The organism is Mycobacterium sp. NGS49, assembly GCF_059812565.1.
The window spans coordinates 90,211-105,278 of record NZ_JCALCX010000022.1 but is presented as its reverse complement, the minus strand read 5'-3'; the positions used below and the strand labels follow the sequence as shown (position 1 = coordinate 105,278).

General features: G+C 67.1%; 11 protein-coding genes and 1 pseudogene. 5 read left to right on the top strand and 7 right to left on the bottom strand.

Features of this window, described 5'->3' with window-relative positions:
- A pseudogene (locus AC5Y7D_RS21910) lies at window positions 1–325 on the bottom strand (hypothetical protein); the annotation flags it as partial.
- Between the two features lie 415 nt (window positions 326–740).
- Between AC5Y7D_RS21910 and AC5Y7D_RS21905 the strand changes: the two are divergent.
- The 3 genes from AC5Y7D_RS21905 (at window position 741) to AC5Y7D_RS21895 (ending at window position 6,113) form a co-directional block, all read left to right on the top strand.
- Window positions 741–2,243 carry a hypothetical protein gene (locus tag AC5Y7D_RS21905; protein WP_499927636.1) on the top strand — a complete coding sequence of 501 codons (1,503 nt, stop codon included), beginning with the start codon at window positions 741–743 and terminating at the stop codon, window positions 2,241–2,243.
- A 90-nt stretch (window positions 2,244–2,333) separates the two neighbouring features.
- Window positions 2,334–4,211, top strand: a complete 1,878-nt coding sequence (locus AC5Y7D_RS21900) for a PE family protein (RefSeq protein ID WP_499927634.1) — start codon at window positions 2,334–2,336, stop codon at window positions 4,209–4,211.
- Between the two features lie 687 nt (window positions 4,212–4,898).
- Window positions 4,899–6,113, top strand: coding sequence for a cytochrome P450 (locus tag AC5Y7D_RS21895; protein ID WP_499927632.1), 1,215 nt, complete (start codon window positions 4,899–4,901; stop codon window positions 6,111–6,113).
- A 78-nt stretch (window positions 6,114–6,191) separates the two neighbouring features.
- Here AC5Y7D_RS21895 and AC5Y7D_RS21890 read toward each other — a convergent pair whose 3' ends face one another.
- Window positions 6,192–6,638: a DUF6941 family protein gene (locus tag AC5Y7D_RS21890; protein WP_499927630.1), complete on the bottom strand. Its 447-nt coding sequence runs from the start codon at window positions 6,636–6,638 to the stop codon at window positions 6,192–6,194.
- A 142-nt stretch (window positions 6,639–6,780) separates the two neighbouring features.
- Complete coding sequence (locus AC5Y7D_RS21885; RefSeq protein WP_499927628.1) at window positions 6,781–8,658, bottom strand: DUF4407 domain-containing protein; 1,878 nt, start codon at window positions 8,656–8,658, stop codon at window positions 6,781–6,783.
- Window positions 8,659–8,862: 204 nt separating this feature from the next.
- Between AC5Y7D_RS21885 and AC5Y7D_RS21880 the strand changes: the two genes are divergently transcribed.
- A complete protein-coding gene (locus AC5Y7D_RS21880) occupies window positions 8,863–9,423 on the top strand; it encodes a hypothetical protein (RefSeq protein WP_459364610.1) in 561 nt (186 codons plus the stop codon).
- Window positions 9,424–9,442: 19 nt separating this feature from the next.
- Here AC5Y7D_RS21880 and AC5Y7D_RS21875 read toward each other — a convergent pair whose 3' ends face one another.
- Window positions 9,443–11,161, bottom strand: a complete 1,719-nt coding sequence (locus tag AC5Y7D_RS21875) for a molybdopterin-dependent oxidoreductase (RefSeq protein WP_499927649.1) — start codon at window positions 11,159–11,161, stop codon at window positions 9,443–9,445.
- Window positions 11,162–11,403: 242 nt separating this feature from the next.
- Here AC5Y7D_RS21875 and AC5Y7D_RS21870 point away from each other — a divergent pair, with 242 nt between their 5' ends.
- The gene (locus AC5Y7D_RS21870; protein ID WP_499927625.1) at window positions 11,404–11,832 is read left to right on the top strand and encodes a type II toxin-antitoxin system Rv0910 family toxin; all 429 of its coding nucleotides are present in this window, start codon (window positions 11,404–11,406) and stop codon (window positions 11,830–11,832) included.
- Window positions 11,833–11,835: 3 nt separating this feature from the next.
- Here AC5Y7D_RS21870 and AC5Y7D_RS21865 read toward each other — a convergent pair whose 3' ends face one another.
- The 3 genes from AC5Y7D_RS21865 to malQ form a co-directional block, all read right to left on the bottom strand.
- Window positions 11,836–12,114: a LapA family protein gene (locus AC5Y7D_RS21865; RefSeq protein ID WP_499927623.1), complete on the bottom strand. Its 279-nt coding sequence runs from the start codon at window positions 12,112–12,114 to the stop codon at window positions 11,836–11,838.
- Between the two features lie 98 nt (window positions 12,115–12,212).
- The gene (locus tag AC5Y7D_RS21860) at window positions 12,213–12,692 is read right to left on the bottom strand and encodes a nuclear transport factor 2 family protein (RefSeq protein ID WP_499927621.1); all 480 of its coding nucleotides are present in this window, start codon (window positions 12,690–12,692) and stop codon (window positions 12,213–12,215) included.
- Window positions 12,689–14,857: a 4-alpha-glucanotransferase gene (gene malQ / locus AC5Y7D_RS21855; protein ID WP_499927619.1), complete on the bottom strand. Its 2,169-nt coding sequence runs from the start codon at window positions 14,855–14,857 to the stop codon at window positions 12,689–12,691. The genes AC5Y7D_RS21860 and malQ overlap by 4 nt, the downstream gene beginning before the upstream one ends.
- Between the last annotated feature and the right edge of the window lie 211 nt (window positions 14,858–15,068).

Below are 15,068 nucleotides of genomic sequence, written 5' to 3'. Positions count from 1 at the left end.
CGGCGTTCACCACCCCGGCCAATGTGCAGGTGGGTGGCTTCGGGCTGCCGCCGGTCACCGTGCCGTCGCTGACGATCCCGCCATTCAGCACCCCAGCCGACATCGTGGTGGGCGGCTTCAAATTACCCTCGGTGACGGTGCCCTCGTTGACGATTCCGCCATTCAGCACCCCAGCCGACATTGTGGTGGGTGGCTTCAAATTACCCTCGGTGACGGTGCCGTCGTTGACGATTCCGCCATTCAGCACCCCAGCCGACATTGCGGTGGGTGGCTTCAAATTACCCTCGGTGACGGTGCCCTCGTTGACGATCCCGGCGTTCACCACCCCGGCCAACATCGTGGTGGGCGAGCAGCCTGGAGGCTTCGCGCTTCCCGAGATCTACATACCGCCGGTGTATGTCAAAGACTTCATCACGCCCGGCTTCAAGACCGCCTCGACTGGATTCATCGAATTTGGCGGAGTGACCGTCACCGGCTTTACCATACAAAACATAAAGCTAATTCTTCCCAATACATTTGCGGCGTTGCAGTCGGGTGAAAACGGAATTTTGCCTCAGATAGGCGCTTACGTCAATGTACAGGGCAACCTCGTACAAGAACCAGCGTGGTTCTCAACCGGAGAGATAAAATTCGCGGGGGTCAGGATCGACGGCATCAAATTCGAATTGCCGCGACTCCAAGTGTCCGATTTCGGTACCCCGGATTTGTACTTCCAACGTATCATCATTCGGGAATTTGCGTTGCCCCAGATCTCGGTTCCGGAGTTCAACACACCGGCCTTGACGTTGCCGCCGCTGGAGGTGGGGCAGTTCACGTTGCCGCAGGTCGCGGTGCCGGAGTTCAGCACCCCGCCCTTGACGTTGCCGCCGCTGGAGGTGGGGCAGTTCACGTTGCCGAAGGTCGATTTCCCGGGGTACACCACCCCGCCCTTGACGGTGCCGCCGCTGGAGGTGGGGCAGTTCGCGCTGCCGAAGGTCGACTTCCCGGGGTACACCACCCCACCCCTGACGCTGCCGCCGCTGCAGGTCGGCCAGTTCACCCTGCCCCAGGTCGCGGTCCCCGAATTCAGCACCCCGCCCCTGACGTTGCCGCCGCTGCAGGTCGGCCAGTTCACCCTGCCCCAGGTCGCGGTCCCCGAATTCAGCACCCCGCCCCTGACCTTGCCGCCGCTGCAGGTCGGCCAGTTCACCCTGCCGCAGGTCGCGGTGCCCGAGTTCAGCACCCCGCCCCTGACGCTGCCGCCGCTGCAGGTCGGGCAGTTCACCCTGCCGCAGGTCGCGGTGCCCGAGTTCAGCACCCCGCCCCTGACGTTGCCGCCGCTGCAGGTCGGGCAGTTCACCCTGCCGCAGGTCGCGGTCCCCGAGTTCAGCACCCCGCCCCTGACGCTGCCGCCGCTGCAGGTCGGCCAGTTCACCCTGCCCCAGGTCGCGGTCCCCGAATTCAGCACCCCGCCCCTGACGCTGCCGCCGCTGCAGGTCGGGCAGTTCACCCTGCCCCAGGTCGCGGTCCCCGATTTCAGCACCCCGCCCCTGACGCTGCCGCCGCTGCAGGTCGGCCAGTTCACCCTGCCCCAGGTCGCGGTGCCGGAGTTCAGCACCCCGCCCCTGACGCTGCCGCCGCTGCAGGTCGGGCAGTTCACCCTGCCCCAGGTCGCTGTCCCCGAATTCAGCACCCCGCCCCTGACGCTGCCGCCGCTGCAGGTCGGCCAGTTCACCCTGCCCCAGGTCGCAGTCCCCGAATTCACCACCCCGCCCCTGACGCTGCCGCCGCTGCAGGTCGGCCAGTTCACCCTGCCCCAGGTCGCAGTCCCCGAATTCACCACCCCGGCCTTGACATTGCCGCCGATTGGCCTGGGGGCTTTCAACACACCCCCGCTTACCGTGCCGAGCATCCGCTTGCCCGCAACCATCTTGGCGGAATTCGACATACCTTCGGGCCCCGGCTTCCTCAACACGAGCCACGCACCCTCGTCAGGTTTCTTCAACACCGGCGCCGGCGGAAGCTCCGGGTTCGGCAACAACGGCACCGGCTTGTCAGGTTGGTTCAACTCCAACGCTGCAGGCCTGTTGGGCGGATCGGGCTATCAGAACTTCGGGGGCCTGATGTCCGGCTTCTCCAACCTGGGCAACGCCGTCTCGGGCGTGGCCAATACCGCAACCCTTCCCCTGGCCCTGCCCAGCTTGCTCTCCGGCGTAGGCAGTTCCGGAAACGCACTCGCGGGCTTCTTCATGAGGTTCTCGTGAGAACAACAGCCGCTACGCCACGATGCTGGCCGCCACGAAAGTCCCGGTAGTCGGGCGTCGCCCCCAATCCCGCCGATAAAGGAAATCGACATGTCGTATGTAATCGCAGCGCCGGAGTTTCTTGCTGCGGCGGCCAACAACTTAGCCGGTGTTGGCTCGACGCTGGGAGAAGCAAATTCGGTCGCGGTGGCCTCCATCACTCGGGTCGCTGCTCCCGCGTTGGACGAGGTATCGAAGGCCGCGGCAGTGCTGTTCAGTCAGCATGCACGTACGTACCAAACGTTGAGCAGGCAAGCGGCTGAGTTCCATGAGCAGTTCGTGCGCTCTCTGACCGCCAGCGCGAACCTCTATCAGAGCGCTGAAGCCGTCAATGCACTGGGCGCCGCAGCGGCAACCAACCCGATGACCGCGATCAACTCGGCGGCCCAGACTCTCTTGAGCCCGGTCAGGGCGGTAAACGCCGCCGCCAACGCGCAGTCCCTGGCGCTCACCGGCCGACCGCTGGTGGGTAACGGGGCCGACGGGGCGCCCGGTCAGCCCGGCAAGCCTGGCGGGTGGCTGGGCGGCAATGGAGGCCGCGGCGGCGATGGTCTGCCCGGTCAGGCCGGTGGTCGAGGGGGCGATGCCACGTTCGGCAACGGCGGCGCGGGCGGTCGTGGCGGAATCGGCGGTGGTGCCGGCGGCGCCGGCGGCAACGTCCAAACACTGGGTAACGGGGGAGCGGGCGGCGCCGGCGGTGCCGGCGCACCCGGCGCAGCCGGCATCAACCCGACCCAAAGCATCACCCAACCCGCGGCCGCATCCGGCAGCGTCGGAGGTGCGGGTACCGCCGGCGGCGCTGGATCCGACGGTGTCGCCGGGCAAGCCGGTGGTGCCGGTGGCGCCGGTGCTGCTGGCGCTACATCCCCGTCGGGAAGCGGTGCCCACGGCGGAGATGGTGGCAACGGCGGTACCGGCGCTCCAGGCGGAGTCGGCGGCAAGGGCGGCAACGGTGTCACGGGTCAATCCGGCGGCAACGGTGGTGACGGCGGCGACGGTGGTGCTGGCGCGCCAGGTGGCGCCGGAGGCAGCGGCGGCACCGGCAGCATCGGAGGCGCCGGGGGCGACGGTGGGAACGGCGGGGTCGGTGCTCCCGGCGGCAGGGGTGGCGCCGGCGGTGCCGGAACTACAGCGGGAGTCGGTGGTGACGGCGGTGACGGCGGTGACGCCGGTGGTCCCAGAAGTATTGGCGGAACCGGTGGTCCAGGTGGGCGAGGCGGCGATGGCGGGCACGGCGGCGCCCTCGGTGGCAACGGTGGAGCCGGAGGAGTCGGGGGAGTAGGTGGTGCTGGCGGCGCCGGTGCTTCCGGCGCCAGTGGCGGAAACGGTGGGCCGGGCGGCACGTTCGGCGCAAACGGAGGTGATGGTGGCGACGGCGGCGCCGGGGCTGCTGGCGGCCTCGGGGGCGCAGGCGGCGGGGGCGGCAACGGCGGTAATGGCGGACAGTACGGACGCGGCGGCGCAGCTGGAGCCGGGGGTGCTGGTGGTGTTGGCGGTACCGGCGGTGGCGGCGGCAATGGCGGCATCGGCGGTGGCGCGCAGATATCGGGTAGTGGCGGTAGCGGCGGAGCCGGCGGCGTCGGTGCTCCGGGTGGTGCCGGCGGTGTGGGCGGCGCTGCCGGATCACCCGGAGCTGGGGGTCCCGCCGGTCCTGAAGGTCCCGCCGGACCCGTCGGCGCCGTCGCTTCTGGTGGTGCCGGAGGTCGTGGCGGCACGGGCGGGACCGGCGGCCGGGGCGGCAGCGGGGGAACCGCGCTCTACGGCGCAACTCCCGGACCAGGCGGCGCCGGCGGCAAGGGCGGCGCCGGGATGGTCGGCGGGCTGGGCGGGCCCGGTAGCCCGGCCGGAGGCGCGGGTGCGAGCGGCAGCGCAGGTGCCGCAGGCAGCAACGGCGGGGCAGGCGCGAAGCCACCGGTTCTGGGCTTCTAGCGTGCAACCAATTCCTGTGGGGTCACCACCAACGCGGATTACCCGACCACGCGCGGACAATTCGCCGCAAATCTGCTGGGGGCCAGTGGGATTCGCCTCAAGACGTTCTTCAAAGCTGACGATGCACTGGCTGGTTCTGCCTAGCTCGTCGCCGGTTCACCGCCTGCTGGCTTCGACTGCCGCGAATCTATGCCGGCCGCAGCTACCGGACACCGGCGGAGCTCGAACCCCTCATACGCGTCGTCAGCGCGAAGAGCGAAGAGGCATGGCATTCCGGTCGGCGACACCCGGTAAATCGTGCGCTCAGGAGCGGCTCCACTTGACGCGTCGCGGCTGAGCCGCATTGCAGGCAATTCGGACGCGCGACTCTTTCCTCGACCGCAGTCCCCGCCTCGCCCACGGCGAAGCACTCCTGGTGTGGATACCCGCGGATGTGGCCAGTACCTTGCGCGGCGTGTTTCGATTGTTGCGGCCGCGGACGGTTCGATCGGCGCGGTTTCGCAATAGGTGGTCTGGTCGCAGCGGGAGACAAGTGTCTTGCCGTGAGACAGGCGCAGCGTTGAATCTCACCGTCGTTGCTTGTCCGGCGACTGCGGTGAGACGCAGCAAGGCCGGCGGCCCACGCCGACAGATCTCGACTTGTCCGGCGCCGTTGATTTGTCGATCTCTTCCCGTAAGGCTGGCGTGATGACAGTCGCCACCGATGCGATCACCCTCTTCAGTCCCGAGAGCCTGCAGGATCCGTACCCCGGTTATGAACGAATGCGGGCCGCGGGCCCCGTCCACCGCATCGCGGACTCCGACTTCTATGCCGTGTGCGGCTGGGATGCGGTCAACGAGGCCGTACGTCGTACCGCGGAGTTCTCCTCGAACCTGACCGCCACGTTGACCTATACGGCCCAGGGCTCAGTCGAACCCTTCTTTATGGACCCGCTGGGCGGGCCTACCCACGTGCTGGCCACGGCAGACGATCCCGCCCACGCGGTACACCGCAAGCAATTGGTTCGGTACTTGGCCGCCAAACGAATTCGCGTGATGGAACGGTTCGCCGCCGAGACGGCGGACCGGCTCTGGGCCGACGGCGTACAGGAGGGCGGTATCGAATGGATGGGCGCCCTGGCCAACCGGCTGCCGATGATGGTGGTAGCCGAGCTGATCGGTGTCCCCGATACAGATGTTGCGCAGCTGGTGAAGTGGGGATACGCCGCCACTCAACTGCTCGAGGGGCTGGTCGACCACGACCAGCTGTCGGCGGCCGGAGTCGCGGTGATGGAGCTCAGCGGTTACATCACCGAGCAATTCGACAGGGCCGCGGCCGATCCGCAAGACAACCTGCTCGGTGAGCTGGCTACCGCCTGCGCGGCCGGAGAGCTGGACACGCTGACGGCTCAGGTCATGATGGTCACGCTGTTCGCCGCGGGCGGTGAATCCACGGCGTCCTTGCTGGGAAGTGCGGCAATGATTCTGGCCACCCGACCGGATTTACAGCAACGTGTCCGCGACCACCCCGCGCTGCTCGGTGCGTTCATCGAGGAGACGTTGCGCTACGAGGCACCATTTCGGGGCCACTATCGCCACGTGCGCGAGTGCACCACGCTGAATGGTGTCCAACTGCCGGCGGATTCGCATCTTCTGTTGCTGTGGGGAGCGGCGAACCGCGATCCGGCGCAATTCGAGTCGCCCGACGCGTTTCGCCTCGACCGGCCGGAAGTTAAGGGTCATATCAGCTTCGGCAGGGGCGCCCACTTCTGCGTCGGTGCTGCGCTGGCCCGGCTGGAAGCCCAGATAGCACTGCGCATGTTGCTCGGCAGGACATCACATATGGAAGCCGCCGACGTCGGCCCGTGGTTGCCGAGCATTCTGGTTCGACGCCTGGAGCGTCTGGAACTTGCGGTCAGATAACTTCCCGCGCAACAAGATTCGCTTTCGCAGCGGCAGTGCTCGCTATCTGTCTGCAGCGCAACTCATTTGAGTACGAGACTAGGACGGAGGCGGGGCGATGACACCCGGCGACACGATGAATGCCTCGACGGCGGTGGCCTGCTCGTACCCGTCCACCTCGACCCGCCACTCGTAGATGCCCGGTTCCAGCGGAATCCCAGCCGGGATGTTGAGGGTGAGTGGCATCCGGACCGCGGTGCCGTGAATCGCCCCCGGCAGGCGGCCTGCCTCGGCGGCAGCCTCGAACAGGATCCGCTGGGGACCCTGTGGGCCCGAGACCACCACCGGTTGACCGTCGGTGTCCAGCAATTGGCAAGTGAGCTTGTGCTGCTTGTTGGTCTCATCCCAGTCGATGTCCAGAAACATCACCAAAGCAAATGGCGGCGTAGGTGTTTGACACTGCCGCCAGCCCAACCCGAGGGTATGGACCTTGCCTGACTGGACGTCAGCCTGAGCAGCGTCCGCCAGAAACAGGCTGACCCTCATGCGAGTTGCTGCCCTACGATTGCTGCCGTCAGGAGATCCATAGATCCACGTTCCGTTCTCAATCCGTATGCAATTTATGTCGCCGCCGACCTCGAAAGATCATACGCTGCGGCCGACTCGCCCGGATTGCCGCCAGGTGACCCTACCTGCCCGGCGGCAGTTGGCGGGGGCCGTCGGATGACCGCAACTCACGCGGACCTTCCCGCTCGACCAGCTCGCGCCGGGCATCGGTCCCCGCTGCCCCGACTGATAAACCGGCCATATCCCGTGCGGGCACCTGGCCCAGCGATGCCTGTTGCGCCGTGCCGCCGACCTGACCATAGGTGTCGCCGTAGTTCGGCTGCGCCGCCCGGCCACGCGATGAGTCGATCCGGTGGGCGCTGGTGCCGCCGGGTTCCGCAGCAGGGGCTGGCAGTGGTGGCTGCTGCTGGTGCTGCTGTTGGACACCGCCGTCGGAACTCTCGGAATTCACCGTCACTTTGCGGGTCCGCTTGAGCGAGAACGCAATCTCTTCGACTTCCTCGAATACCTGGCGGGCAGTGCGCAGCGGCTGGGTGGTGTTGTCGATTACCCGCGCGACGAAGGGGGGCACCAGCGGACGGATCCACCTGGCGGCCGCCTTGGTGGCGTCCGGAATCGAGGGAATCAGCGGGGCGCCGCGCTGCGCGTCCACTCCGGAAGCGGCCGGTTCTTCGTAATGCTCGACGGTCGCCATCAGGGGTTCAGCCGGTGCCGGCAGGTTCTCGGTAGCCGGTGCCGGCGCGTCCCGCTCCGCTGCCGGCAACTCGGCCACCGCCCGGCTTGCGGCTTCGGCTTCGGCGGCGATCGGCAGATACATGTCTTCCTCCACTGGCTCGAAAGTACGCTCCGATGACGCGTGCACCGGGGCGTCGAGTGCCTCGACGACTCGACGGCGCTGGTGTTCGCGGTCGATCTCGGCCTGGGCCTCGATGGCAAGGCGCGTCTGCGCGAGTTGGTGTTCGGCCCACATGATTTCCGCCTCGCGGCGGACCTCGGCCCGTTTGATCGCGATCGCCGTGTCGGCCTCCAACTCGGCCCGTTCTTGTTCGGCGCGTGCCGCGGCGTGGCGGTCGTGGGTGGTTTCGCCCCGCCATGTCCGCAGGATCAGCGGCAGCAGATACAGCAGTGCGAAGAATGCGATCGTCAGAATCCGCAGGATCAGCGCCCCGGCACCGGCCAGGGTCAGGTCGTTCATCGCGACCCACCGTGCGCCCAGCCCTCGACCGGCGTCGGCGACCACGGCCTGTCGCGCTTGGGTGAGGGCCTGTTCGGCGCGCGACACGTTGGCGTCCAGCGCCGGCGCCTGCCGGTCGCGTGCGGCCAGCGCGGTGTCCAGCTCCCGTTGAGCGTCGGCGAGAAGTTCGTTCGCTGTACGGGTTTCGGGCCCGCGGCCGGGCACGCCGGTGATCCTGGTCTGCGGGCAGGCCGGCGTCGGGTTGTACTCGCAACGGGCGATCACCAGCGCGTTGTCCAGGTGTCCGCGTGCCTGGTCGACCGTGCCGTCCAGCGCACTACGTGCCGAACGCGCCTGTTGCACAGACGCCGCCGCCTGGGCCACGGCCGGTGCGGAGTCCGCCGTGCGCAGCGCCCGCTCGTCAAGACGATGGTCGATCGCGCCGGAGAACAGGACGAGCGCGGCGAGGTCACCGACAACGACTCCGATGAGGAGGGCGACGGCCGCGCGACCCGCGGTGCCGGCCCGGCCCTTGGCCGGACCACCGGCGATGCCGCGAGTGATCGCACCGACCAGCAGTCCGAAGACGAGGGTTGCTGCCACGACGGCCCATATCGGCGCGGTAGCAACCGCGGGGCGGACAGCCAGGGCCGCGATCAGCCAGGCCAGTACCGCCCCGAGCACCACCACGGCTCCGGCGACGGCGTGCGTAGACCGCTCGTGGCGTTCTCCCAGCTCGCGTGCGTGTCCGCCGCCAAGCCAGGTCAGCAGCCCCTCGAGCCGGGTGACGACCGGGCGCTGCTCAGAGATTTCGTGCGCGCGCATGAGACTCCAAACACCTCCAATTACGTCAAGGGTGGCAGCCCACCGCCCGACACACCCAATCGAAGGGCCCGCTTGTGGTGTTGTTCACAACCGGCCGGGTAGTGGCCCAGATCACAGTCGCGATGAGGGGCCCGGCCGAATTTTTCGGCGACTCGAGCGGATCAGCGGCCGATCTTGCAGACGGCATGAGACCGTATAAACCTTATGGAAAACCACGCCTTCCTCAGCTACGAAGAGTTCGGCCGCAGATTTTTCGAGGTTGCCGTAACGCCGGACCGGGTCGCCGCCGCGTTGTCCGACATAGCGGGCAGTGAGTTCGCCATGGAACCGATCGCCCAAGGGCCGGGCGGGATCGCCAAGGTGAGCGCACAGGTCAAGATCCAAGAGCCCCGGGTGACGCGCAAGCTCGGGGACCTGATCACCTTCGTCATCCACATTCCGCTGTCCATCGACCTGCTGCTGGACCTCCGCTTGGACAAGCAGCGGTTCGTGGTGGCCGGCGACATCGCCCTGCGTGCCACCGCGCGTGCGGCCGAACCATTGCTGCTCATCGTGGACGTGTCCAAGCCGCGGCCGTCGGATATCACCGTCAACGTCTCGTCCAAGTCGATCCGCGGCGAAGTGTTGCGCATCCTTGCCGGGGTCGACGGGGAGATCCGGCGCTTCATCGCCCAGTACGTCCGGGAGGAAATCGACTCGCCGCAGTCGCAAGCGGCTCAAGTCATCGACGTGGCCACCCAGGTGGCTGCGGCGTGGGGGACCTAGATGCGGCCCTGACCCTGTCCTACAGGGTCTGGTGCCGGCCGAAGAACTTGTGGTCTTCGCTGTAACCACCGTAGCCGCTGCCGATTTCGGAGTAGTGCGCGACGAACTCGATGCCTTTGATCCATTTGACCTGCTTGAACCCGTGCTGCAATTCGTTGCGCAGCCGTAGCGGTCGGCCGTGCAGGTAGGGGAGCGGCTCGCCGTTCATGTTGTAAGCCAGCATGCTCATGTGGTGCGTCATCTGGTCGAGCGGATGTGCGTTGTAGTAGATGCCGCCGGTAGCGCCCAGGCCCATCGAGTAGAAGACCACCCATCGCGCTTCGGGTAGCGGTTTGACGATGTCCATGATTGTCTGCATCGACACCCCGCCCCACTTGGCCACCCCTGACCAGGCCTGGATACAGAAGTGTTGGGTGATCTGGTCGTGGTACGGCAACGCGCGCAGATCGTCGAGCGAGAACGCCGTGGGGTTCTCGACCAGGCCGTAGACCCTCAGCCGCCAGTCTTTGAAGTCGTTTTTCTCCAGCTCCTTGTACTCCACGGTCTCCGGCAGGCGACCGTTGCGCCAGTGGTACGGGGAGATGTCCTTCTCGGTGAACGCGCCGGGTTTGGGGTTCAGGTGCTCCAGCGCTCGCTGGAAGGGCCCGACCAGCGCGTACCCGACCCGCTGGACCACGCGGGGATGCCGAATGGTGAAGGGAGTCGCGGCGACCCAGCCGATCGCCACGATCACCATGGCCAGGCAGAACACGGCGAAGCCGGCCCAGCCGTTGTCGTCGCGTGCCGCGAACATGTGGTTGAGGTTGCGCAGCGCATCGGTCGCGAAAACCATCGTGACGTGGGTGAGGATGAAGAACAGGAAGTACACCAGGACCAGGAAGTGCAGCGAGCGGGCGTGCTGGATGCTCAAACGCTTGCTGAGCCAGTGCACCCGCTGTGACAGTGCCGGCGACATGCCCAGGCCGGTGATCAGGGCTGCCGGGGCCGCGATGAACACGGTGGTGAAGTAGGTGAGCAACTGCAGGCCGTTGTAGGCGACCCAGCCGTTGTCGGTGGGCCAATCCAGTGACGCGTACTGAATCGCGACGGACAGGGCGTGGGGGAATACGTCCCAGCTTGTCGGCACGAGGTGCCGCCACTGTCCCGTGGCGAACAGCAACACGTAGAAGACCGCGCCGTTGACCAACCACAACACGTCGATACCGAGGTGCCACCATCGCGCCAGCCCAATGGAATGACGGAATCCTGGTAGCCCGAATTGCGGTGGGAGAGCAACGGTATCGGCGTTGGCGGTCCACAGCGGGTCGTCCGGGACGGGCGGTCCGACACGCAACCACTCATCCTTGCCGGGCGTGGCGTTGCGGCTGAAATACAGCCGCGGATGGTCGCACAGGATCTGAATCCCGGAACGAATGATGAACACCATCATGAAGAGATTGAAGAAGTGGGTCCAGCCGATCCAGGCAGGCCGGCCGGCGACGGCACCGGATGGCGCCGTGCCGGGGTACCGCTCGATGAACGAATGCACTGCCGGCATGTGGTGCAGACCCTTGCCGATCGCCACTCCGGCGAGCAGGAAGACGAAGCCGATCGGGATCAGCCAGAGCAGGTTGAACCACTTGTCTCGACCGACCCGCAGCCGCGGGGCGGTGGCACGCCGGGTGAGGTCGAATCCACCGCCGTACGCCTCCACGTCGACGACGTCCTCGGCCGAGTGCACCTCGCTCGCATAGTCCACTCCGAGCTGCCGATTCGCCGCAGGTGTGTCGGAGGCCGTGTCGTGGGTATGCGCGGATGCGGTTACGCGTAGATCTGAACCCGTGTCAATGGATTTACTCACGATCAGCGAATTTACACTATGCCGACTGTATAAATTAGAAACAGTCGCAAGATGGCGCGTTCGGCCGTCACCGCGCGTTTATCCTCCCCGGGAACCCGGGTATGTACCCGCACTGACCGGAGTGCAGAGGAGCGATTGCGGTGGCCAAGGTAGACGTTTCGACCAATTCGGACGTGGAGCCGGAAGCCGCGTGGAAGCTGGCTTCCGATCTGGAGCGATTCGGCGAGTGGATGACCATCTTCGGCGGCTGGCGCGGTGAGGTGCCGTCCACCATCGAGAAAGGCACCTGTGTCGCGTCTCTGATCAAGGTCAAGGGTTTTCGCAATGTCATCTATTGGGAAGTCACGCAATACGACGAGCCCAACGCGATTGAACTGAAAGGCCGTGGTCGCGGCGGCGTCCGAATCACCGTGGCGATGGCGGTCAAGCGCCGAGATCCGGGCTCGGACTTTCAACTCACCGCCGACATTTCGGGCGGAATCCTCAGCGGACCGGTGGGCCGGTTGGTGGCCCGTGTGCTCCGTTCCGACGTCAACAAATCGGTGGAGAATCTCGCACAGCTGCGCTGAGGCTCAACGACGTCGCGAATCGGGTAGCAGCAGCTCACGTTCGGCGGCCCGCACGCGCCGGCGTTCCATGCCCAACCACGACAGCCCGGCACCGAACACCAGCATTCCGGCGCTGGCCAGTGAAACACCCAAGCCAACCTGGCCGAAGGCGAACGCCGCCATCGAGACCACGAACGCCAGGATGGCCCCGGCCATGACCACGAGTACCGGCGTGCGCTCCGCGGCATCCTCGAAGTCGTTCAACTCACCCACGGCGCGGGGCGGGGGCGCGATCTCGGCCATCATCGTCTCCTCTGCAGTCGGCGCAGGCGGCCGTCCCGAAGGCCGATTCGACTTTCTCTAGGCCTACCCGAAATGCTTTCGGAACAAACGATTTCGGCCTATTCGGGCGGCCGCAATCGGCGCACCGCACGGGTTTCGATGGCGTTGACGGACAGCGCCCGCCGGCTGATCCGCCAACCCGCGTCGGTCAGCTCATACTCGTCGTCGTAACGCAGATGCCAAACGACATCGACGATTTCGGTCCCGCCGCTGTCGCCTGGGCGCTGACTCCAGTGGTGCGCGATACCGGTGACACGACCGAGCGCCGAGGCCGGACGCCGGCCCTCGTCATACACTTCGCCGACGATTGCGTGCTCGGTGCGGGCGACGCGGGCCACGGCCGCCACCGCCGCGGCAATGGCGTTGCGGCCCCGGTGCGCGTGCACCGCTTCGAGCACGGACGGCGGGTCGGCCACTATCAGCTCGGCGGTATCGGTGAACAGTGTTGGCACGGAATCGAACTGGCGATCGTCGATGAGTGCGGCATATCGATGCACCAGATCGCTGAGGGCGGCCCGGTCGGCGGGCAGTGGTTTCACCGCGTCTCACCGGCGGTGACGTCGCGGACCGCGTCCAGCAGCGTCGCGGCCCGGGGATCGGTGAACACCTCTTCGAGCAGCACCGGCCGGCCGTCGGGTCCGGTCAGCGGCACCCGCCAATTCGGATACTCGTCGGTGGTGCCCGGCTGGTTCTGGGTGCGCCGGTCACCGACCGCGTCGGTAAGCGCCACACCGAGCAGCCGGGACGGAGTCCGGCCAAGGTAACGGTAGAGGGCAAGAATCAGCTGCCCGGAATCGTTCTCCTCGCCACCGAGCAGACCTACTTTGCGCAGCTCGGCCAACCAGGCCGTTCGCTCGCACGCAGCCGCTTCCCGCTCGACCTGGACGGGCCGGGTCAGCAGCCCCAGCGATTCCCGCAGCCGGACGTGGTCGCCGGACAGGTAACCGGCGGTCGGCGGCAGGTCGTGCGTGGTGACCGACGACAGGCAGTACTCCCGCCAGCGTTCGGCCGCAAGGGGTGCGCCGGTCGAGTCATCCTGCTCGAACCACAAGATCGACGTCCCCAGTAAGCCGCGCAAGAGCAAATAGTCCCGCACCCACGGTTCGACGGTGCCCAGATCCTCGCCGACCACCACCGCTCCCGCCCGCTGGGCTTCCAGGGCAACGATCCCGATCATCGCCTCGTGGTCGTAGCGCACATAAGTGCCTTCGGTCGGCGGCTTGCCCTCGGGGATCCACCACAGCCGGAAGAGCCCGATGATGTGGTCGATACGGACTCCGCCCGCATGGCGCAGCACCGCCTGAATCAGTGCCCGGAACGGCCGGTACTCCAGCTCGTCGAGCCGATCGGGCCGCCACGGTGGCTGCGACCAGTCCTGCCCGAGCTGATTGAACTCGTCAGGCGGTGCTCCGGCGGTCACCCCCAGCGCGAGCGCGTCCTGCAGGGCCCACGCGTCGGCCCCGGTCGGATGCACACCGACGGCCAGGTCATGCATGACACCCAGCGCCATGCCGGCCCGGGTGGCCTGTGACTGCACCGCGGCGAGCTGTTCGTCCAACTGCCACTGCATCCAGCGGTGAAAATCGACGGACGCCGCGTTCTTGGCGGCGAAAGCGGCGACGCCGGGGGCATCGGGGTGCCGCACCGACTTCGGCCATCGAGACCAATCGGTGCCGTGCTTGTCGGCCAGCGCGCACCAGGTGGCGAAATCGTCCAGGGCCCGACCCTGCTGCGCACGGAAGTTGGCGTAGGCCAGGTTCCGCCCGGCTGATCTGGGAACGCTGTAGACCAGCTTGAGCGCCGCACACTTGGCGGCCCAGATGCTGTCGCGGTCGATGGTGTCCAACCGCGCGGCCCGCCGCTGGATACGGTCGCGCAGATCCCGCACCCGGCCGCGTTTCGGCAGTTCGGCATATTCGGGGATGGCCTCTACGCGCAGGTAGAGCGGGTTGACGAAGCGTCGCGAGGTCGGCAGGTACGGCGACGGTTCGATCGGGCCACCGCGCCCGCCGGGGCCGGGGAGAGCGGCGGCGTGCAGTGGATTGACCAGTACGTAATCGGCGCCGTGCGCCGCGGCCGACCACAGTGCGAGGTCGCCGAGGTCGGTGAGGTCGCCCATGCCCCAGGACTGCCTGGACCGCACGCTGTACAGCTGGGTGGCCAGACCCCAGGCGCGCCGGGCGCCCAACTTGTCCGGCAGGCCCAGCCAGTCCGGTGTGACGATGAGGGCGGAGCTGGTGCGGTAGTCGCCTGAGCGCAGGTGCACGCGGTGGTATCCCAACGGCAGGTCGGCAGGCAACACGAAGCTGGCCTCGCCGACCTGTCGGCCGTCCAGGTCGAACGGCGGGGTGAAGTTGTCGACCTGCACCGGGCCGTTGTCCGGGCCCCGGCGCTCAGTGCCGTCCTCGAGCTGCAACCACACTTCGGCCGGAGCGCCGTGCGTCACGTGCACCCAGAATCGCAGTTGGTTACCGGCGCGCCCGACGATGGTCGGTGGCAGCGACCGGGCCCAGTACCTGCGCAGATGCGCGGTCAGCGCCGCGTTGCGCTCGTGCTCGGTGCCGGCCGAGACGCCGAGGGCGGCCAGGACGGCGATCAGGGTGGCTTCGGAGACGAGTACCTGCTGTGCGCTCCAGTCCTGGTAGCTGGTCGCGATGCCGAGTCTGCGGGCGAGTTCGGCAAGCGAGGGCGCAGGCTCGGTCATCCCGACATTCTGACGTCCGGTGGCGAGATCCGCCGGAATACGTCAGCACCGGCGAGCAGTCTGCGACTTGGCGCGCCGACGCGACCATTCGCAGCTAACATGCCCAGTGAAGTCACGATGACTCCAAGGGGGATCGATCGCGCGGATCCAGGCGGCTTCTCGGCGGGTGTTGTCACCTGGCAAGGTCTGCGCGGGTGCCCTACGGTTATCA

Excerpts from the sequence above, each read along its gene's own strand:
- AC5Y7D_RS21900 (WP_499927634.1), top strand. The coding sequence starts at position 2,334 with ATGTCGTATGTAATCGCAGCGCCGGAGTTTCTTGCTGCGGCGGCCAAC.
- AC5Y7D_RS21895 (WP_499927632.1), top strand. The coding sequence starts at position 4,899 with ATGACAGTCGCCACCGATGCGATCACCCTCTTCAGTCCCGAGAGCCTG.
- AC5Y7D_RS21890 (WP_499927630.1), bottom strand. The coding sequence starts at position 6,638 with ATGAGGGTCAGCCTGTTTCTGGCGGACGCTGCTCAGGCTGACGTCCAG.
- AC5Y7D_RS21885 (WP_499927628.1), bottom strand. The coding sequence starts at position 8,658 with ATGCGCGCGCACGAAATCTCTGAGCAGCGCCCGGTCGTCACCCGGCTC.
- AC5Y7D_RS21880 (WP_459364610.1), top strand. The coding sequence starts at position 8,863 with ATGGAAAACCACGCCTTCCTCAGCTACGAAGAGTTCGGCCGCAGATTT.
- AC5Y7D_RS21865 (WP_499927623.1), bottom strand. The coding sequence starts at position 12,114 with ATGGCCGAGATCGCGCCCCCGCCCCGCGCCGTGGGTGAGTTGAACGAC.
- malQ (WP_499927619.1), bottom strand. The coding sequence starts at position 14,857 with ATGACCGAGCCTGCGCCCTCGCTTGCCGAACTCGCCCGCAGACTCGGC.